13 protein-coding genes are annotated in these 20,005 nt (G+C 69.3%); 6 read left to right on the forward strand and 7 right to left on the reverse strand.

All coding sequences use genetic code 11. The annotated features are described in order from the left end of the window. Positions 1-2: 2 nt before the first annotated feature. On the forward strand, positions 3-302 hold the full coding sequence (locus BST28_RS03910) for a cytochrome C oxidase subunit IV family protein (protein ID WP_065287107.1): 300 nt from the start codon (positions 3-5) through the stop codon (positions 300-302). 88 nt (positions 303-390) lie between these two features. Here BST28_RS03910 and BST28_RS03915 read toward each other — a convergent pair whose 3' ends face one another. Continuing rightward, complete coding sequence (locus tag BST28_RS03915; RefSeq protein ID WP_083080051.1) at positions 391-3,570, reverse strand: arabinosyltransferase domain-containing protein; 3,180 nt, start codon at positions 3,568-3,570, stop codon at positions 391-393. Between the two features lie 50 nt (positions 3,571-3,620). Further along, positions 3,621-6,893: an arabinosyltransferase domain-containing protein gene (locus BST28_RS03920; RefSeq protein ID WP_083080003.1), complete on the reverse strand. Its 3,273-nt coding sequence runs from the start codon at positions 6,891-6,893 to the stop codon at positions 3,621-3,623. A 414-nt stretch (positions 6,894-7,307) separates the two neighbouring features. Here BST28_RS03920 and BST28_RS03925 point away from each other — a divergent pair, with 414 nt between their 5' ends. After that, the gene (locus BST28_RS03925; protein ID WP_019735548.1) at positions 7,308-7,616 is read left to right on the forward strand and encodes a hypothetical protein; all 309 of its coding nucleotides are present in this window, start codon (positions 7,308-7,310) and stop codon (positions 7,614-7,616) included. Positions 7,617-7,693: 77 nt separating this feature from the next. On the opposite strand, the gene BST28_RS03930 is transcribed toward BST28_RS03925, so the two are convergent. Beyond that, on the reverse strand, positions 7,694-10,906 hold the full coding sequence (locus BST28_RS03930) for an arabinosyltransferase domain-containing protein (protein WP_109560628.1): 3,213 nt from the start codon (positions 10,904-10,906) through the stop codon (positions 7,694-7,696). Positions 10,907-10,956: 50 nt separating this feature from the next. On the opposite strand from BST28_RS03930, the gene BST28_RS03935 reads away from it, so the two are divergent. Continuing rightward, positions 10,957-11,652 carry an alpha/beta fold hydrolase gene (locus BST28_RS03935; protein ID WP_065287110.1) on the forward strand — a complete coding sequence of 232 codons (696 nt, stop codon included), beginning with the start codon at positions 10,957-10,959 and terminating at the stop codon, positions 11,650-11,652. Here BST28_RS03935 and BST28_RS03940 read toward each other — a convergent pair. From BST28_RS03940 to dprE1, 3 genes are all read right to left on the reverse strand, one after another. After that, positions 11,606-13,471 carry a galactan 5-O-arabinofuranosyltransferase gene (locus tag BST28_RS03940; RefSeq protein WP_083080006.1) on the reverse strand — a complete coding sequence of 622 codons (1,866 nt, stop codon included), beginning with the start codon at positions 13,469-13,471 and terminating at the stop codon, positions 11,606-11,608. The genes BST28_RS03935 and BST28_RS03940 overlap by 47 nt on opposite strands. Before the next feature lie 94 nt (positions 13,472-13,565). Next, positions 13,566-14,330, reverse strand: a complete 765-nt coding sequence (dprE2, locus tag BST28_RS03945) for a decaprenylphospho-beta-D-erythro-pentofuranosid-2-ulose 2-reductase (protein WP_083080008.1) — start codon at positions 14,328-14,330, stop codon at positions 13,566-13,568. Beyond that, positions 14,331-15,707, reverse strand: a complete 1,377-nt coding sequence (gene dprE1, locus BST28_RS03950) for a decaprenylphosphoryl-beta-D-ribose oxidase (RefSeq protein WP_083080009.1) — start codon at positions 15,705-15,707, stop codon at positions 14,331-14,333. Between the two features lie 78 nt (positions 15,708-15,785). Between dprE1 and BST28_RS03955 the strand changes: the two genes are divergently transcribed. The 3 genes from BST28_RS03955 to rfbC all read left to right on the forward strand — a co-directional run bounded on the left by BST28_RS03955 (position 15,786) and on the right by rfbC (position 18,121). Continuing rightward, positions 15,786-16,343 carry a hypothetical protein gene (locus tag BST28_RS03955; protein ID WP_234808185.1) on the forward strand — a complete coding sequence of 186 codons (558 nt, stop codon included), beginning with the start codon at positions 15,786-15,788 and terminating at the stop codon, positions 16,341-16,343. A gap of 181 nt (positions 16,344-16,524) precedes the next feature. Beyond that, positions 16,525-17,520: a dTDP-glucose 4,6-dehydratase gene (rfbB, locus tag BST28_RS03960; protein WP_083080011.1), complete on the forward strand. Its 996-nt coding sequence runs from the start codon at positions 16,525-16,527 to the stop codon at positions 17,518-17,520. Between the two features lies 1 nt (position 17,521). Further along, on the forward strand, positions 17,522-18,121 hold the full coding sequence (gene rfbC, locus BST28_RS03965) for a dTDP-4-dehydrorhamnose 3,5-epimerase (protein ID WP_083080012.1): 600 nt from the start codon (positions 17,522-17,524) through the stop codon (positions 18,119-18,121). Positions 18,122-18,163: 42 nt separating this feature from the next. Here the strand turns inward: rfbC and BST28_RS03970 are convergent. Continuing rightward, on the reverse strand, positions 18,164-20,005 hold a 1,842-nt coding region (locus BST28_RS03970; protein WP_207570027.1), incomplete at its 5' end, for a tetratricopeptide repeat protein.

Raw genomic sequence — 20,005 nt, forward strand, 5'->3', positions numbered from 1 at the left:
GCATGACGGTCTTCGGCTACCGCGAACATCGACACGACACCGAGCGGTCGTTGACCCGCGTCTGGCTCGTGCTGGTGGCGATCACCATCGGATCCTGGACTTTGGCGCCGGCGCACATCACCCATACCGCGCAGGCCAGCGTGCCGGTCACCGCGCTGGTGCTGGCGCTGACATTCGTCAAGTCGCGCATGATCATCGGCCACTTCATGGAAGTCCATACCGCGCCGCGCTGGCTCAGACGAGCCACCGACGGCTGGCTGGCCGCGTTGATCGCGACGGTCTTCGTGATCTACCTGTTCTGAGCCGTACCGGCCATGCCGCGAGCGTGCACGGTTGTACGGAAATTACGGCGTGTCGGGGGGCAAACACGCACGCTCGCGCCTAGGAGGGTCAGGCCTTGATGCGGATCTCCCCGGGGGACCACCAGCCGCTGCGGGTGGCGCTGCCCAACTCGAGCTCGGCCGGTGCGGCCGGGGTGATCTCGTCGAACTTGCGCAGCGAGCCCCAGTCGCGGCCCCAGTCGTGGTTGAGGTACGTCGCCATCACGTGCGCCCGCAGCAGCATGTCGGAGATGCCCAGCAGCCCGCCGTTGACCCCGTCCTGCCAGGTGTCGGTGTCCTGCTTCTTGGCGTTGTAGTCCGGGGTGATCCGGTACTTGGGCACCTCGGTGACACCGTTGGCGTGCAGCATCGGGTGCTGGCACGGGAACGCCAGGCCCACCGCCCAGTCCAGCAGCACCGGCTGCTCGGAGCCGAGGTATTCCTGGATGGTCTTGACCTCGGGCAGCCGCGGCGGGGTGAACGCGATCCAGTCCCGCGGGTTCAGCGACTTGTCCACGGCCACAATGCGAACCGCGACTGCATCGGCGGGGATCTGGTCGCGCGGGTAGCGCAGGTTGCGCCACATCCGCGGCCACTCGCCGAACAGGTCGTAGGGCACCAGCCGACCACCCGGCACGACGGCGCCGTCGGGGCCGGGCAGCCCGTACTCCAGCTGCACGTCTTGGCCGGTGGTGTAGCCCTTGAGCACGCTGTTGCCGGCGATGGTGCCCGCCGCGGTCACCGCCAGCAGCGGGTGGGCGTCGTCGGCGGGGGGCAGCGCGTACCACGCCGAGGTGAGCTTCGACTCCTGCTGACCGTCGGTGCTGTAGCTGCCGGCCAGTGGAATCCGCGCCGGGTCCAGCCCGTAAGGGAGAGGGACCCTGGAACCATTAATGCCCGTTGTCGTTAATTTCTTCGGGGCGTCCCAGTCGTAGTCGGTGCCGGGCTGGGTGATGCTCATCCGCAGCGACTCGGCGACGATCTTCTCCGGCACCCCGTTGGCGCTGAACCCGACCGGGTCGGCGCCGCCCAGCGGCCCGAGTTCGCCGTACTCACCGGGCAGCGGCGTCAGCGCGCCGTCGTTGGCGTCCGGTTCGACCAGCACGTTGTCGGCCTGGCCGCAGCCGCCGACGAATGCGCGCACGTTGGCCAGACCGTTGGAGTAACTGGGGTATTCGCGGATGACGCCGATGACCATCGAGGCCACGAACACGCACACCATGAAGCCGGCCGCCACCGGAACCGGTGCGGCGGTCAGTGCCCGCTCCAGCCGGCCCTCGCCGCGGTCGCGTGGCGCGAAGTGCAGCCACGCCGCCCAGCCGGCGGCGATGGCGAACAACGCGAAGAAGATCGTGCTGACCGTGATCCCGCCGATCCGCGGCATGTCGGCGTTGAACGGCACCCCGTAGCTGGAGACGTACCACCAGCCGTTGGTGGTGGCGAAACACAGGGCCAGCACGAACAGCACCGCCGCCGCGAACGCCATCCGGTTGCGCGACCAGCGCACCACTTGTCGCGACACCAGCACCGTGGTCAGTGCGGCCATCGCCCCGGCCACCGCCGCGAACAGCCCGAAATGGTGCACCCACTTGGTGGGGGCGAACATCAGCGAGAACATCGTCGCCAGGATCACGCCCATCAGCCGCCACACCGGGCCGCTGGCCACCCCGGCGATCCGCTTGCGGCGCAACATGATGAACATCGCGGTGAACAGGCACAGCGCGCAGATCAGGAATCCGAAGCGCCGCGACAGCGAGCCGTCGACGGTGGGCAGGATCAGGTAGTAGTAGCGCAGGTTCTCGGTGTACCAGGCCTGGCTGGGGCCGATCGCGGTGCGAATCCTGGTGGCTTCCAACACTGCCCGGATCGTCTGGTCGGCGAACACCACGGTCAGGATGACGGCCCCGGCGGCCAGTAGTGGCGCCACCAGCGGCCAGGTGCCCAGCAGGCGATGGCGGCCCACCAGAATCCGCAGCAGCGGCCGGCCACCGGCGAGCAGGGCGGCCACCGCTATCAGCCCGGTGGGCTGAATGCCCAGGGTGAACGCCGCGCAGATGATCGCCAAGGCCGCCGGGGTGAGCCGGCTGGAGATGATCGCCCGCTCCACCAGCACCCAGGTGATCAGCGCCCCGACCGCGATGATCCCCTCGGGCCGCAGACCGTTGTTGAACGGCATCCACGCCGCCAGCAGCACCATGCCGGCCGCCCACAGCGCCGGCTTGCTGGCCGCCACCGCCGGACCGAAGCGGGGCAGCACCTCGCGGCTCAGCAGCAGCCAGCACACCAGCCCGGCGACCAAGTCCGGCAACCGGATCCAGATACTGGCGTCGGAGACGTGCGTCATCAGCGCCAACAGGTTGTAATACCAGCCGAACGGGTCCTCGGGGCTGCCGAACCACCGGAAGTAGTTGCTCATGTAGCCGGCGTGGTCGGCCACCCGGGCCATGCCCAGGATGTAGCCGTCGTCGGACGAGTTCGCGCCGATCACGTACCAGAGCAGGAAGCCGAACACCACCGCCACGTCGGCCAAGGAGAAGAACCGCCAGCGGGACGGGATCAGCCGGTGCATCCGCCGCCCGTCGAGCCGGTCCAGCCGCCACAGCGCCAGCACCGCGATCACGGTGGCCAGAATCGCCGCGTAGATCGCCGCCCGCTTCAAAGCGGTCGGCTTGGTGGAGAACCGGGTGTCGATGTCGGCGGTCAGCGACAGGCCATCCGGCGCGGGGCCGGTCAGGTCGGTGAAGACCCCGACGATCTGCGGGCGCAGGTTCGGGTCGGGCCAGCCGTAGCGCTGGGTGATCCCGCCGATGGTGGCGAAGGTGCCGGCATGCGAGGAGGTGACCTCGATGTCGGTGCAGCCGGGGCCTTCCACCTTGGTCCGCGGCGCCGTGGCCAGCACCACGTTGCGGTCGGTGACGTCGACCCGCTTCTCGGTGACGGTGATGAACAGCCCGTTCAGTGCGGCGTCTTTGCCCTTGGCCGGGGCGGTGGACAACAGCGTCCCGCCCTCGGGGGGCAGCTCGCGCACCAGGGCGCACGGCGCCTTGACCGTCATCGACACCGGGGTCTGGGAGATCAGCGGCGCGGTGACGCTGTTCAGCTGCCCGTGCTGCGGCCAGTTCAGCGTCGCGGTGGTCTGCACCACCGGCAGCAGCGGGGTGGCCACCGACAGCAGGAAACCGACCAGGCCGGCGACGACGGCCACCCAGCGGGTCAGTTTCAGGTCACGATCGGTTACGGGCGGGGTCATCGTGCGCCGCTCCTCAGCATCGCTTCGCTCTGCCGCGTCGCCGGGCGCGGTCATGGCAGTGCTCGAATCGGTCCGGGCCGGCTCCAGCCGGTCACGGTCATGGTGGCCTGCTCGACGTGCGCGTCGGGCGCGTCCTTGGCCGGGATCAGCCGGTGGTAGGCCTCCACGGCACCCCAGTCGCGATACCAGTCGTCGCGCAGGTAGGTCGGGACCGTGGTTGTCCACAGCATCGCCTGGGTGATCATGAACGGGCCGCCGTCCTCGGCGGACTGCCACAGGTTCGACGACGCCGCCGTCTGCTTGTGATCCGGCATGATCCGGTACTCGGGCAGCTCGGCGACGCCCAGGTGCTCGGTGAAGGGCCGCTGGCAGGGGAAGTTGGCCGCCACGGCGATGTCCATCAGCACCGGGGTCTGCTTGCCCATCAACTCGCTGATGGTCTTGACCACCGGCACCCGCGGCGGGGTGAACGCGATCCACTGTTCGGTGGACAGGTTCGGGTCGTTGGCGACGATGCGAACCGCGTCGGTGCCCGGTGGCGCCCAGGCCAGCGGGAAACGCAGGTTGCGCCAGGAGTTCTGCGGTCCGATGTCGATCGGCTCGACCTGGCCCTGGGCCTTCACGGTGCCGCCTTCGGAGCTGGTGCCCCACTCCAGCTTCAGCGGCTGGCCGTAGTCGAGCTTGCCGTCCTCGCCGTGCGACCAGATGGCCCCCGCGGCGGCGACGACGACGATGGGTGCCCGCTCGGCGGCCGGCTCGGGCAGCCGGTACCAGACCGAGGTGGCGTGCGCGGCGACCTGCTCCTGGTAGGAGCCGAGCACCGGGGTGACCGCCGGGTCCAGGCCGAACGGCAGCGCGACCCGGGATCCGTTCACCCCGGCCGGGGCGTCGTCGGGCAGTTTGCCGCCGGCGGTGCCCGCGGCGTCGCTCTGGTTGGCGCTGGGCTTGTTCGGCGAGGCGTCGGCGTTGGGCACGCCGGGTTTGGCGATCACCGCCAGCGACGTCAGGTCGTCGTCGACGGCGTTGGGGGTGAAGCCGTACGGGTCGGCGCCGCCGAGCGGGCCGAGCTCACCGTATTCCTGGCCCGGGATCGGTTGCAGCAGACCGGCATTGGTGTCCGGTTCGGCGAGCACGTCGTCGGCCATGCCGCAGGAGGACAACCCGGATGTCAGGGCGTCGGCGTTGGCCCGCGCGGTGGTGTAGGCCGGGTAGCGCCCGACCGCGGCCTTGGCCATCGAACCGACCATCAAAAGCACCATCAGGCTCGCGACCACCAGCAGCGGCGTCGACGCCAGGATCCGGTTGCGCCGGTTGGGTGTGACCTCGGTGTGCCCGGCGTAGTCCAGCCGGAAGTGCTGCCAGCCGGCCAACAGCCCGGTGGCGATCGAGGCCGCCAGGAACATCGACGTCACCGGCCGGCTGGCGATCACCGGCGGGATGTCGAACCACGGCACCCCGTAGCCGCCGACGTAGAACCAGCCGTTGACCCCGGAGGTTGCGATGGCCACCAAGAACAGCAGCGCCGTGACGTAGAGCGTCATGTTGCGTCGGCTGTGCAGCCCGACCCGGGCGAAGGTGAACGCGGTGAGGGCGGCCAGCGCCCCGGCCAGCCCGGCGAACGCGCCGAACTGCACCGCCCACTTGGTCGGGGTGAACGTCAACAGCAGCAGGCCCACCGCGGTGGACCCGATCAGCCGCCAGGCCGGGCCGCTGGCCACCCCGGTGATCCGCCCGCGCCGCAGCAGCACCACCAGCATGGCGAACATGCAGAACAGCAGGACCAGCACGGCGAACCGGCGGGTCAGCGAGGCGTCGACGTTCTCCTCGACGGTCAGGAAGTAGTAGCGCAGGAACTCCTGATACCAGGCGATGGTGGGGCCGACGACGTATTTGATCCGGGCCGACTCGGCGACGGCGGCCAGGGTCTGCGACCGGCATACCACCACGGCGATCACCGAGGCGGCCGCGGCCAGCACGGCCAGCGGGGCGGCCAGTCCGTCGAGGGCCCGGCGCCGGCGGATCACCGCTTCGATGGCCCGCGAGCCGGTCAGCAGCGGAGCCAGCGCGATCAGCCCGTGCGGGGCCAGCGTGACGGTGAAGACCGCCACCACGATCGCCAGCGCGGTGGGCACCAGTCGGCGGCTGGCGATGGTGCGCTCCACCAGCACCCAGACCACCAGCGTGCCCAGCGCGATCAGCGGCTCGGGGCGCAGGCCGTTGTTGAACGGCAGCCAGGCCGCGGCGAACATCATCGCGGCGGTGAACACCGCGACCCGGTTGCCGGACAGTCGGCCCAGCCGGGGCAGGATCGCCCGGCTGATGATCAGCCAGCAGGCCATGCCGGCGGCGGTGGCGGGCAGGCGCATCCACACCCCGGCGGTGCTGATCGTGCTCAACTGGCCCAGCAGGGCGGGATACCAGTCGAACGGCGCCTCGCTGGCCCCGAAGAACCGGTAGTAGTTGGCGACATAGCCGGCGTGCGCGACGTTGCGCGCCATCGTCAGGTTGTAGCCGTCATCGCTGGAGATCGCACCGATGACGTGCCACAGCGCCAGGGTGGCCAGCACTCCGATGTCGGCCAGCCAGGTGATGGGGTTGGCCTTGAGCCAGTGCCGCCAGCCCCGCGGGACGCGGTGGGTGTGGCGGCGATCCAATACCGCCAGGGCGATGATGGACGCCAGCACCGCCAGCACCCCGAGCGCCATCACGGCGGCCTTGAGGGCGGTGGGGTTGGTGATGAACCGGGTGTCGACGGCGATGTGCGCGCTCAAGCCGGGCTGCGGGCCGATCTCCAGTTCGGTGAAGATGCCGCCGACCTGCGGCTTGTTCTCCGGCGGCAGGGTGCCCGCGGCGCCGGGGATTCCCACGAAGTCCGCGCCGACTTCACCGGCGTTGGCCCACAGATGCAGCTGGCTGCAGTCGGCGATCTTGGCGCGGGGGGCGGCGGCGGCCACGTGGTCGCGGTAGGCAGCGAACACGGCGGTCTTGTTGGCCCGCACGAACAGGCCGTGCGCGGTGGCGTCGACGCCGCCGGCGGGGACGGTGGACAGCACCAGGCCGCCCTTGTCCGGCAGAGTGGCGATGGCCGAGCAGGGGATGGTGATGTCCAGACCGCGGGGCGCCCCGGAGACCAGGGGGGCGGTGACGTCGGTGATGTGGCCGTCGGCGTCGACGCCCTGCGGCCAGGCGATGGTGGCGGTGGTCTGCTTGACCGGGAGCAGCGGGGTGATGCCGCACAGCAACACGCCGGTGATACCTGCGACCACCGCGATCAGCCGGGCGATCCGATAACGCTGGGTGGGCTGATCATCGGGGGAGGACACGAGCCTCGATGTTAGGCGACCGGGGCGGCGAAGCCGGGACCCCGCCCCGCCCGTCCCGGTGGGAACCTTTCCCGTTGCAGGCCGCGGCCGGGAGGTATGTGATCGTTGCCCGCCTCTGAGCGACAACGTGCGTTATGTCAGGTTCGGAGGGGCGGGCTCGGGTCTGGGGCCGGAAGGCGGGCCGGCGGGCCGGGTCTGGTGCCGGGACGGCGGGCCGGGTCTGGTGCCGGGCCGGGTCTGGTGCCGGAACGGCGGGCCGGGTCTAATGCCGGGACGGCGGGCCGGGCGGCATGGCGCCGGGATCGGTGACGTCGGGGCCCCGTCCGCCACGTCCCGGAGCCCGAGATGTGTGGTGAGTGCCCGCCTCTGAGCGACAACGCGCGTCATGTCCGACCATGATGGCAAGGTCCGGTCATGACGAACCCGATAACACTGCGCGGCATCGAACTGCGCTACGTATTGACCCACTACCTGTTCCACCACGGTCGGTGCAGCATTACGGAACTGGCCGCCGAACTGGACTCCCGCGGCTTTACTGTCGTCGGCCGGCCGTCGAAGGCGATCTCCGATGCGCTGCGGTGGGAGCGGGAACACGGCCGGGTGTTCCGGGCCGGCCGGGGCTGTTACCGGCCCGCGTCGATGCCACGCAGCACCGAGTACCGGATTCATCAGCGGGTGATGACGCTGCGCGCCCAGGTGACGGACCAGACCGCCCCCGACTGACCTGACATAACGCACGTTGTCGCTCAAAGGCGGGCAACAATCACATACCCCGGGGGCCGGCGACAGTCGGGGCCGGGTCAGTGCCGCAGCGGCGCGGGGCTCCACAATCCGGACCGGACCGCGGTGCCCAGCTCCAGCTCAGCCGGCGTCGCCGCCGGGTAATACGGCGTCAACTGCTGCAGGGCGCCCCAGTCGCGGAACCAGTCGTGGTTGAGATAGCTGGGCACCGTGGTCGCACGCACCAACAGTTCGGTGATGCCCAGCGGCCCGCCGCCGTTGTTGTCCATCACCGGCGAGTTCGCCTCGGCGCCGAACCGGTCCGGCAGGATCCGCCACTTGGGCACCTCGGTCACCCCGTTCTGGTGGCCGAACGGCCGTTGGCACGGGAACGCCAGGCCCACCAACCAGTCCAGCAGCACCGGGTCCGACGACCCGACCACGTCCTGCAGGCTGCGCAGCTGCGGGACGCGCGGCGGCGTCACCGCGATCCAGTGCTGGGGCGCCAGGTCGTCGTCGCGGACCACCAACCGGATCCGGGTGGCCTCGGCCGGGATCGACGACATCGGTGCGCGCAGATTGCGCCACGCCGGGACGGCGCCGATGTCACCGAAGTCGATCGAACCGCCCGGCTTGTCGGCGGCGGCACCGGCCTCGGTGGCCCACTGCGCGGTGACCTCGCCGCGGTCGAAGCGGCCCGCGGCCGCCACCACCAGCAGCGGTCCCGCACTGGCCCGGTCGGCGGGCAGCCGGTACCACGCCGAGCGCAGCAGCGCCGGCACCTGAATTCCGGGACGCCAGCTGCCCAGCACCGGAACCCGGGCCGGGTCCAGCTTGTAGGGCAGTCGGGCCCGCGAGCCGTTGATGCCTTCGGCGGCGGTGGTGCCGCCCTCGGTGCCCGCCTCGCCGCTGGCGGTCTGGGCGTCGTCGTCGGCCAGCCTGCCCAACCCGGGCGGGCCGATCACCTGGTCGGCGGAGACGTCGGCGGGAATCCCGTCGGGGGCGAAGCCCGCCGAGAACGTCGCGCCCAGCGCCTCGGCGACGGGTGTGTCGACCGGCGCGAGCAGCCCGGCGTTGGGGTCCGGCTCGACCAGCACGTCGTCGGCCAGCCCGCAGGTCTTGCCGGACCCCACCACGGGGATGGCGGCCAGGTTGGACCGGCCCACCGTCCACGCCGGGTACTGGCCGAGCATCGACGCGGTCAGCGACACCACCTCGAAGGTGATGAGCACCCAGGAGGCGATCGCCAGCGGGTAGCCCGACAACGCCGTCCAGCGCGGCGGCCGGGCCTCGCCGTTGGCGAAGTGGAACCACGCCGCCACCAGTAGCGCGCACACGGTCAGCGCCACCCCCATGGTGGCGAAGGCCAGGTGCCACTTGGGGAAGGCGTTCGACCACGGCACCCCGAAGTTCGAGACGTACCACCAGCCGTTGACGCTGGCGAACGACAGCGCGGTGATGAACAGCACCAGCGCGGTGAACAGGGTCCGGTTGCGCCGCGAGTGCATCGCCGCGGCGCTCACCGCGACGGCGGCCAGCGCGCCCAGTGACCCGGCCAGCCCGGCGAACACCCCGAAGTGATGCGTCCACTTGGTGGGCGTGAACATCATCGCGATGAACGAGATGATGGTGATCCCGATGATGCGCCGGCTCGGCCCGGCCGCGGTGCCCGGAATGCGGCCCTTGCGCAACGCCATCGCCACCGACACCACCAGGGCGACGCCCAGCGCCAGCACCGGGAACCGGCGCGCCACCGAACCGTCGGGGGTGGCCAAGAACAGCCGCTCGTAGCGGACGTGCTCCTCGAACCAGGCCAGGCTGGGCCCGACCGCGGACTTCAGCGTGCTGGCCTCGATCTCACCGGCCAGGGTCTGGTCGCGGAAGATCACGATCGCGGTGATGCTGGCCGCGGCGGCGATCGGCGCCAGCAGCGGCAGCAGCCCGAACTGCGCGGAGCGCCGGTGCAGAATCGTGCGCAGCGGCCCGATCGCTACCAGCAGTGCACCGATGGAGGCGATGCCCGTCGGCCCGGAAAACAGCGTGAGCGCGCCGATGATGCAGGCGATCGCCAGCGGCAGCAGCCGGCTGGTGGCCACCGCCCGCTCCACCGAGCACCAGGTCGCCAGGATGCCCAGCGCGATGATCGGCTCCGGGCGCAGCCCGTTGTTCAACGGCAGCCAGAACGCCAGGAACATGCCGGCCGCGGTCCAGGCCGCCGCGGGACTGTGCTTGACGGCGTGCCCCAGCCGGGGCAGGACTTCCCGGCTGATCAGCCACCAGCAGGCCAGCGCCATGCCCAGGGTGGGCAGCCGCATCCAGATGCTGGTGGTCGAGACGTGCGCCCAGACCGCCAGCAGGTCGTAGTACCAGCCGAACGGCGCCTCCGGAGTGCCGAACCACCGGTAGAAGTTGGCCATGTAACCGGCGTGCTCGGAGATCCGCGCCATGGTCAGGATGTAGCCGTCATCGGAGGTGTTGGCGCCGACGAAATGCCACCACACCAGCACACCCGTCACCAGGGCGTCCAGCGGTGACAGCGACCACCAGCGGGCAGGCAGGAAACGGCGGTGCCGGGTGCCGTCGGCGGTGTCCAGGATGTGCAGGGCGATCAGCGCGGCGATCGTCAGCGCCACCCCGAGGATCATCGCGGCCAGCTTCAGCGGGGTGGGCGCGCTGGAGAAGCGGGTGTCGACGGTGGCGCTGAAGTCCAGTCCGTCCGGTGCCGGGCCGTCCAGGTCGGTGTAGACGCCGACGATCTGCGGCCGGAAGTCATAGCCGCTGCGGGTGCCCTTCAGCGGCGAGCCGGGGTGCTCGCCGTTGGGTCCCTGCTTGAGGCCGACGAATTCGGCGGTGACCCGGTCGGCGTGCGCGGTGAACGTCAGCTTCTGACAGTCCGGGCCCAGAACCTGCGACAGGGGCGCCACCACCACCGGCACGTTGCGCACCACCAAGACCAGGTCGTCGTTGACGCGTTCGATGAGCAGCCCGCGGTCGACGGCCTTGGGCGCCTGCTTGGGCACCGTGGACAACAGCACGGTCTTGGTCTTGGTGAGCCCGGCCGCGGCCTGACACGGCACGGTGATGTCCAGATCGGTGGCCACGTAGCTGATCAGCGGGGCTTGCACGCTGCTCAGGGCGCCGTTCTGCGGCCAGTTCAGCTCGGCGGTGGTCTGGTTGACCGGCAACAGCGGGGTGAGGATCGCCAGCAGGGTGCCCAGTACGCCGGCGACGACGGCGACGGCCCGAGCGATCCGGAAGTCGGCGCGCGTATCGGTCACGGACCTAGATGCTATCGGTGAGCTCGGCGGAGCCTCCTGGTGTGTCTGCCGGGCAGACTTGCCCTATGGACACCGTCGAGTACGCCCCCGGCCGGCTGGTCGATCTGTTCGGTGAACCTCCCGGGCGAACGGCTCTGCTGTGGCACGGCAAACAGCCCGACGCCCGCACCGCGATCCGGCCGCTGGCCGAACGGGTGGCCGCGCACGGTCTGCAGGTGGTGGTGCCCGACTGGAATTCCCACGCCGAGGACGGCGGGCGCGCAGATCTGCTGCGCTCGGTGCAGTTCGCGCAGGAACGGGCCGCCGACGCCGACGGCCTGATCCTGGTCGGCTGGTCGATGGGCGGCGCCGCGGCGGCCGGGCTGGCCGTACACGCCAGCCGCTACGGCGTCGGCCTGGCCCACGTGGTCTGCCTGGCCGGGGCGTTCATGGTTCCCGACCCGATCAGCGGGCAGCAACCGGGCGCCGGGCTGCCCGGCGACCGGCGCTGCCCCATCACCTTGCTGCACGGCACCTTCGACGACGTCGTCCCTGCGGCGGCGAGCCGCGAGTTCGCCGCCGCCCTGGCACAGCACGGCTGGCCGGTGCGGTTGGAGGAGTTGGCCGCCGATCACGGCTCGATCGCCGGAGCCACCTATGACCGCGCGGCCGACCGCTATGCGGCCGCGACCGACCGCCCCACGTTGAGCCTCGCCGCCGAGGTGGCCGAGCGGATCACCGCCGCACCGCCAGCACGAACGGGCCGATCTTCTCCACGCTGAACGCCGGCCCGGCGAACAGTGCCGCGTCCAGCTCGACGGTGTAGCGGCGCACGTTGGGGTGGTTGGGGTAGACGTCCTTGGCCAGTCGCAGCGTGTAGGTGTCCCCGGAGCCGGGACGCATCAGAAACACCGTCGGCGCCGGCCACGGCAGGTCGTCGAGCGCGCGGGTGAACTGGTCGGCGGTCTCCAGCTTCGACCAGGCCTCGATCGCGGCGGCGCGGGCGGAGAACTGTGCCAGCGGGTTGGCGTAGTGGCTCGTCAGGCCCTGGAATCCCCAGTAGGGGTAGAAGGACAAGAAGCTGTAGTCGGCGGTGAGCACCACGGTCTCGTTACGGGGTTTACCGGTGGCTGTGGTGATCGCATGGTCGACGGCCTCGTAGTACTTCGCCGCGCCGGGCGGGCGCCGGTCGCCGCGTTCGCCGTGGCCGTCGGTGTCGGTGTAGGCGACGGTGATGTCGGGGCGCAACACCTCGGGGATGTCCTGACTGAACGCCAGCGCCCCGACCAGCCCCACCGCCGTCGCCGCCGGATACACCACGGTGTGCCAGCCGTGCCCGGCGCGCCCGAGCGCCCGAGCACCCTCGATGAAACCGAACACCCCGGCGGTGGCCAGCAGCACGGCCAGCGTCGGCTGCAGCCGGAAGCTCAGCAGCGTGGTGCGGGCCAGCGTGGACAGCATGGACAGCATGGACCAGGCGTAGACGCCGACGACGGCGACCGCCAGCGCGGCCGCCCGGGTCGACTTGGTGGCCCGCACCACCAGCCAGAGCGTGCCCAGCAGGCACAGCGCGCCGAGCAGGGTGAACTGCAGCATCGGGAAGCTCAGCTGCGCGCCGTCGGCGGGCAGATAGTGCCGGGCGCTGCCGGTGTCGCTGATCGGATGGCGCAGTGTGGCCAGCAGATACGGCGTCCACGTGATCGACGCGATGGCCGCGGCGATCACCCCGACCACCACCAGCCTGGCCAGCGGGTCCAGCGTGGCCCGCAGACCGGCGCGCCGTATCGCCCGCGAGCCAGCCAGCAGCAGTGCCATCAGCGTCACGGTGAAGGCGGTGTAGGCCACCAGCAGGGTGTAAAAAGTGGCGGCGAAGCCGAGGAAGATGCCGGCTCCGACCACCGCGCCCCAGCCGCGACCGGACGCTCGAAGGCCCGACCAGGCCAGGATCAGCACCGGCGGCAGCAGCACGGTGATCATCGCGGCGTAGGGCTCCGGCGAGCTGTAGGCCAGCGTCACCGCGGCACCGGCGATCGTGGTGATCAGCGCGTACTCGAAGCGGATCATCTTGTTCCACAACACCAGTGCGAGTGCCACCGCGATGGCCATCGAGGTGATCGCCCACGGCTTGTACATCTCCCAGGCCGGCAGCCCGGTCAACGCCGCGGCGCGGCCCCCGAGCCAGAACCAGCCCGGCGGGTAGTAGGAGGGCAGCCCCAGGTAGGTCATGTCGTGAAGCGCCGAACTGTCGGCCATCCGGGTCAGGTATTCGGTGCGGAACTGCTGATCCACCGAGACCCCGAACAGGTAGAGCTTGGTGGCGCCCAGCGGCATCGCCAGCGTGACCACCGAAAATGCACTGGTGAACCCCACCGCGGCCAGCCAGGCCAGCGCGCGGCGTCCCCGTCGCCACCACCAGGCGGCACCGGCCAGCCCGGCCAGGCAGCCGACCTGCCCGACGGTGGTCAGCGCGTGCAGCTGGTTCGATGAGGGATACGCCGGCCACTGCACCCGGGCGATCGCCACCAGCGCTATGACCGCGACGAGCACGGTGATCATGGCCGCCAGGATCATCTGGGCCACCGTGTTCAGCGCATTACGCATAGAACCGCCTGCCGCCGAACACGCGTCGAGTGTGCGGTTTGGCACGCGAAATGGCCGTTTTGGCTACTAAAACGCACACTCGACAATGCATGACCTAGATGGGCAGCCGTCGGAAGATCGCCCGCGGCACGTGCCGCAGCACCATCATGACGTAGCGGAATGCTCCTGGCGCCCAGACGATTTCCTTGCCCTTGGCGGCCGCGGTCACCGCCAGCTCGGCGACGTCCTCTTTGTCGACGGTCAGCGGCGCTTCCTTGACGTGGGCGGAGAACCGGGTGCGCACCTGGCCGGGCCGGATCACCAGCACCCGCACCCCGTGGTCGCGCAGTGCCTCGCCCAAGCCGAGGTAGAAGCCGTCGAGCCCGGCCTTGGTGGAGCCGTAGACGAAGTTGGTGCGGCGCACCCGCTCGCCGGCCACCGAGCTCATCGCGATGATCTGCCCGAAGCCCTGGGCGCTCATCTTGTTGGCCAGCAGCACGCCGACCGAAACCGCGGCGGTGTAGTTGATTCCGGCGACCTGCACGGCCTTGGCCTGGTTCCGCCAGAGCTCCTCGGCGTCGGCATCCATCCCGAAGGCGACGATCGCCACGTCGATGTCGCCCTCGGCGAACGCCTGGTCGATCATCGCCGGGTGCGAAGCGGCGTCGAGGGCGTCGAAGTCGATCACCCGCACCGACTTGGCGCCGGCGGCCTCCATCGCCGCCGCCGCGGCGTCGCGGCCGGGGTCATTCGGCAGGCAGGCCAGCACCACGCTCGCCGAGGCGTTGCGCAGGTAGCGCGCGCAGATCGCCAGGCCGATCTCGGACGTGCCGCCTAGCACCAGGATCGACTGGGGATTACCGGTCGCGTCGAACACCATCTAGAGCAGCTCCAAACGTCGGGCCATATCGGAGGCGAAGATCCCGTCGGGATCCACCTTGCGCCGCACCGCGAGCCATTCGTCGATGCGCGGGTACATGGCATGGAAGTTCTCCGCGGTGGTGCGGGAGTCCTTGGCGGTGTAGAGCCGGCCGCCGAACTCCAACACCCGGCGGTCGAGGCGGTTGAGGAATTCGTTGAGGCCGGCCTTGATCTGGAAATCCACGCAGACGTTCCAGCCGGGGATCGGGAAGCTCAGCGGCGCTTGGTTGCCCGGGCCGAACAGCTTGAACACGTTGAGGAACGAGGAGTGCCCGCTGGCCTGGATGTCTCTCATGATGGCCTTGAACTCCTCGACCGCCTCGGTGGGCACCACGAACTGGTACTGCCCGAAACCGGCCGAGCCGTAGGCCCGGTTCCACTCGCCGACCATGTCCAGCGGGTGGTAGAACTGCGTCAGGTTCTGCGCTTTGCCGCGGTAGCTGCCGGATTTGCGGTACCACAGCTTGGTCATGGCACCGAAGATGAACTTGTTGCCCAACCCGTTGGGGAAGATGTCCGGGGCGGTGAAGAACTGCGGCGCATCGAATTTCAGCGGGTCGCGGGCCAACTTGTCGGGCAGCTGGTCCAACCGGGCCAGCGAGCCGCGCGAGATGGCGGCCCGGCCCAGCTTGGGCGGCGCGCTGATCGCGTCGAACCACGCCGAGGAGTAGGTGTAGTCGGCTTCGCTGCCGTCGCTGTGGAAGGCGATGGTCTCGTCGAGCGAGGCGGTGACGTCGCCGTCGGCGATGAAATACGCCGTCTCGGTCGGGGTCATCGCGATCGTCGCGCGCAACACGATCCCGGTCAGGCCGTTGCCGCCGACGGTGGCCCAGAACAGCTCCGACTCGGGGCCGTCCGGGGTCAGGTGGCGCACCGAACCGTCGGCGGTCAGCAACTCCATCGACGCCACGTGGTTGCCGAAGCTGCCGGCGCTGTGGTGGTTCTTGCCGTGGATGTCGCAGGCGATCGCCCCGCCGACGGTGACCTGCCGGGTCCCGGGCAACACCGGCACCCACAGCCCCAGCGGCAGCGCGGCCCGCATCAACTGGTCCAGATTGACGCCGGCGTCGACGTCGACCAGCGCGGTGGCGGCGTCCATCGAATGGATCCGGTTCAGCGCGGTCATATCGACGACCAGGCCGCCGCCGTTCTGGGCGTTGTCACCGTAGGAGCGGCCCAGACCACGGGCGATCACGCCTCGGGAGTCGGACGCCCGCGCCACGGCCTTAGCGATGACCTCGACATCCGGGGTGGACAGCACCTGCGCCACACTCGGCGCGGTGCGGCCCCAACCGGTCAGTCGCCGCGCGGTGGTCTGCAACTCGGTGCTCAACATCGCACATGAGGGTACCGCCCAACGCGCCGCTTCCCGGTTTCACGTGACTAATCCGGTGACTACCGTTACGATCGCGCAATGCCTGAGACTCCCCCCACTGGTTCCACGTCCGCGGCCAAGCCCGCCAAGCCCAAGACCGCGGGTTTTCCGAAATCTTCCACCGCGTCCCAGGGCATGTCGGTGCCGACGATGGCCGCTTTGGCCCTGGCAGTGCTGGGCATCGTGCTGGCCGTCGTCGGGTGGTTCTACCCGTCCACGAGCCACAAGTACTCCGGCGACCAGCGCGACGAGGCCAAGGGCAAGATCTGCGACGCGCAGGCGGTGGTGCGCCAGGGCACGCAGTTCAACACCAACCTGCAGAACCCGGTGCCCGGCGACCTCGCCGGTGACCTGGCGGTGGGCACCAACGCCCGGCTGTCGCTGTTCGCCGGCGGTGCGTTCCTGCACCAGCGTCTGGAGGCCAACCCGGCCGCACCGGACGACCTGAGCAAGGCCGTCGGCGACATGGCCGACACGCTGGAGGCGCTGAGCATCAACTACCTGGCCGGGCACTCGCCGGACGACGCGGTCCAGCAGCCGCTGCGCGACCAGCTGCGCGGCCAGATCGACGTGCTGGACAACCTCTGCCAGCCGTAGCACTGCACTAGATCCTGAATCCGGCTCAGCGCCGGTTGCGCATGACGCAGCCGGCGCTGAGTCGTTTGTCCATCCGGCCGGCGTCCACACGCCAAGCCGTAATCCCAGCACAGCGAGCCGAATCCGCGCTTGTTCGCCTCGTCGAGGGTGTCGGTGGTGCTCCCGGATATCATTTCTCGTCATGAGGCTCCTGGTTACCGGCGGCGCCGGGTTCATCGGTGCGAACTTCGTGCACCGCACCCTGGCCGAGCATCCCGAGGTGACGGTGACGGTCCTGGATGCGCTGACCTACGCGGGCAGCCGCGAATCGCTGGCCGATGTCGCCGACGACATCCGGTTGGTTGAGGGCGACATCGCCGACGCGGCGGTGGTCGGGGCTCTGGTCGCTGAATCGGATGCGGTGGTGCACTTCGCGGCCGAAACCCACGTCGACAACGCGTTGAGCGACCCCGAGCCGTTCCTGCACGCCAACGTCAATGGGACGTTCACGATCCTGGAGGCGGTGCGCCGACACGGCGTGCGGTTGCACCATGTCTCTACCGACGAGGTCTACGGCGACCTACCGCTGGACGGCAAACAGCGCTTCACCGAGGCCACTCCCTACAACCCGTCGAGCCCGTACTCGGCGACGAAGGCGGCCTCCGACATGATGGTGAGGGCGTGGGCGCGTTCTTACGGTGTGGCCGCGACGATCTCGAACTGCTCCAACAACTACGGCCCCTACCAGCACGTGGAGAAGTTCATCCCCCGCCAGATCACCAATGTGCTCACCGGCCGCCGTCCCAAACTGTACGGCCGCGGCGAAAATGTGCGCGACTGGATCCACGTCGACGACCACAACGCCGCCGTCTGGCGAATCCTGGAAGATGGCCACCTCGGCCGCACCTATCTGATCGGCGCTGACGGCGAGCGCAACAACATCACCGTGCTGCAACAGATTCTGCGCCTGATGGGTCGCGACGCTGACGATTTCGATCACGTCACCGACCGCGCGGGCCACGACCTGCGGTACGCCATCGATCCGGCGCCGCTACGCGACGAGCTGGGCTGGCGGCCGCAGCACACCGATTTCGAGTCCGGCCTGCGCGCAACCATCGACTGGTACCAGAACAACGAATCCTGGTGGGCGCCATTAAAGGAAGCCATCGAGCGTCGTTACGAAGAACGGGGGCAGTGAGATGCAGGTCCGTGAACTGGCCGTACCCGGTGCGTGGGAACTCACCCCGAAACAGCATTCCGATGCGCGCGGCGTGTTCTTCGAGTGGTTCACCGATAGGGCGTTCACCGGATTCGCCGGCCACCGCCTCGATCTGCACCAGGCCAACTGCTCGGTGTCAGCCGCCGGAGTGCTGCGCGGGCTGCACTTCGCCCAGCTCCCGCCCAGCCAGGCGAAGTACGTCACCTGCGTGACCGGGGCGGTGTGGGACGTCGTCGTCGACATCCGGGTCGGCTCACCGACGTTCGGCCGTTGGGATGCGGTGCTGCTCGACGACCGTGACCGCCGCTCGGTGTATCTGTCCGAAGGACTGGCGCACGGTTTCCTTGCGCTGCAGGATAATTCGACGGTGATGTACCTGTGCTCGACGGGCTACGACCCGCAGCGCGAACACACCATCCGCGCCGACGACCCGGCGCTGGGCATCGAGTGGCCGCTGCCGACCGGCGAGCGGCTGCTTGCCGAGCGCGACGCCGCCGCACCGACGCTCGCCGAGGTACGCGAAGCCGGTCTGCTACCCAGCTGGGATGCGACGCGCGCCTTTATCGACGGTCTGCGTTAAATAGGGCGTCGCGGCGCTGGCCGGACGCGACCGCTGACCGGTCTAAGCCTGCGGGCTTAGGACGCAGTGGACTTCGTCGAGGCTGGCGGTGCGCGGGCCGGTGGCCGGATCGGGGTTGGTGTTTTTTGTGCGGAGGGCCTGGTCTAGGCGTGCGGTATCGAACATGGCTGGGCCGCGGGCCATCGTGCTGGTGAGGAGGTAGCGGCCGGCGTCGGGTGTGCGCTGTGTTGCCTGTTCTGCTGCGCTGGTTCCGGTGAGTGTGATCGCGTCGCTGAGGTTGATGCCGACCTGGAACACCTGGGGTTCGGTGTCGAGTACTGCGGTCAGGCGGGTGAGGTAGTTCTCGGGGGTGAAAAACTGCCAGCCTTGGCCTAGGTGCAGCCAGAGTCGTCCATTGATCTGCGCGCGCAGCGCGGCGAGCTGGGCTCCGGGCCCGGCACCGGGTCTGGCCCGGCCGAGCGTGACGAAACCGTAGCGTTTGCGTAGTTGTGCGCGATCGGCGGCCGATAGGCCGGTATCGAGTACCAAGACCCCCCCGATGCGTGACACGTCGAGGCAGCAGTTCAGAAACGTGTTCAGGGTTTGTTCGGTGGCCTGCCGGTCGGGTCCGGCGATCAGGGTGACGGTGACCTCGCCCTGTCGGGGGTTAGCGGTCAGGGACTTCACCAGGGCTTGGGGATAGGGGGAGGCCGCCTCGAGCATGGCCGGCACCGAAAAGTCACGGTTGGCTGCGATGCGTTGCCGATCAGAATCGGGCAGGTCGGGCCGCGCCAGCAGGCGTCGACCCAGCGTGAACGCCTCGCCATGCCGCCCGATCCAGGACGCACACACCGCCTGCTCATCAACCGCACGCCACGCATAGACCTGTGCGATATCGGCGGGGATAAAGAGGTCGTCGTCGGGGAAGGGGATGGCGGCAGCGCGCTGGGCAAACAAATACGCGAAGCTGAAGTGCTGTTGGAAGCGATACCGGACGGCGATGGCGTGCAGTGCCTCGGCGCGGGTCGGCCGGGAAATCGAGGAGCGCAAGTAGGCGTCTTCAACATCGGGCCACGGTTCACCGAGCTTCTGCATCGTCGCCGCGAGCCGGTACATCGCCCAGTAGACCTCCTCATCATCGCCGCCCAACTCGATGCGCTGCGCATACCATCTGCGCGCGGCGATGAAATCCTCCAACTGGAAACAGGTTTCGGCGAGGAAAAAGACCGACCGTGCATCCTGGGGATCCAGTTCAACCTTTGCCAGCAACTGATCGCGTTCCTGCTCAGACTTAGGCCTGAGCAGATTGCGCCTGCGGAGCTCCTGATCAGCGTTGGGGTCTTTGTCGTCGAGAGGCTCGCCGATGGGCGGGAAGTCTGGCGCACCAGTCTCATGGGCCACGTCCTCAGGGCTTACCGACAGTGCCCGTTCCACGATGGCGACCTGGTCGCGCGCGGAGAACAGTTCGAAGCCTCGCTCGGCGAGTTCGCGCCGTGCGTCCTCGTCGCCGAGCAGTTCCACACAGCGATCAACCAGGTCGCTGTAGTCGGCGAACGCGACACCGGACTCCAACTCGTGCTCCAAGACCGGATCGTCACCCCGCTCAGACACCACCGCGCGCTTGTTGGCCAGCAGATAGGACACTCGCGCGATCTCGAAGATCTTCGCATCCCAGTAGTGCATGTTCAGTACGAGCTTCGACCGCGCAATCCACGCATCACGGCTCGCACCAAGGGCGCCGGTCAGCCATTTGACGCGAAGACCCCGGTCATGCAGGTCTTTCAAAACGCCGTACCGGCGTGCGCTGAGCATGCCGTAGAACAGGACGGAGGAATTGTCAAATCCTGTGGATCGGTGAGTTTCAGGCGACCTCCGTTCCGGCGGGTTGGGCCTCGGTCGGTGCTG

Source organism: Mycolicibacter kumamotonensis (genome assembly GCF_002086285.1).
GTDB classification, from domain to species: domain Bacteria; phylum Actinomycetota; class Actinomycetes; order Mycobacteriales; family Mycobacteriaceae; genus Mycobacterium; species Mycobacterium kumamotonense.

Bases quoted from the DNA above. Each gene is read 5' to 3' on its own strand.
- BST28_RS03935 (WP_065287110.1), top strand. From the start codon at position 10,957: ATGGACACCGTCGAGTACGCCCCCGGCCGGCTGGTCGATCTGTTCGGT.
- BST28_RS03955 (WP_234808185.1), top strand. From the start codon at position 15,786: ATGCCTGAGACTCCCCCCACTGGTTCCACGTCCGCGGCCAAGCCCGCC.
- rfbB (WP_083080011.1), top strand. From the start codon at position 16,525: ATGAGGCTCCTGGTTACCGGCGGCGCCGGGTTCATCGGTGCGAACTTC.
- BST28_RS03915 (WP_083080051.1), bottom strand. From the start codon at position 3,570: ATGACCCCGCCCGTAACCGATCGTGACCTGAAACTGACCCGCTGGGTG.
- BST28_RS03910 (WP_065287107.1), top strand. From the start codon at position 3: ATGACGGTCTTCGGCTACCGCGAACATCGACACGACACCGAGCGGTCG.
- BST28_RS03940 (WP_083080006.1), bottom strand. From the start codon at position 13,471: ATGCGTAATGCGCTGAACACGGTGGCCCAGATGATCCTGGCGGCCATG.
- dprE1 (WP_083080009.1), bottom strand. From the start codon at position 15,707: ATGTTGAGCACCGAGTTGCAGACCACCGCGCGGCGACTGACCGGTTGG.
- BST28_RS03925 (WP_019735548.1), top strand. From the start codon at position 7,308: ATGACGAACCCGATAACACTGCGCGGCATCGAACTGCGCTACGTATTG.
- rfbC (WP_083080012.1), top strand. From the start codon at position 17,522: ATGCAGGTCCGTGAACTGGCCGTACCCGGTGCGTGGGAACTCACCCCG.
- dprE2 (WP_083080008.1), bottom strand. From the start codon at position 14,330: ATGGTGTTCGACGCGACCGGTAATCCCCAGTCGATCCTGGTGCTAGGC.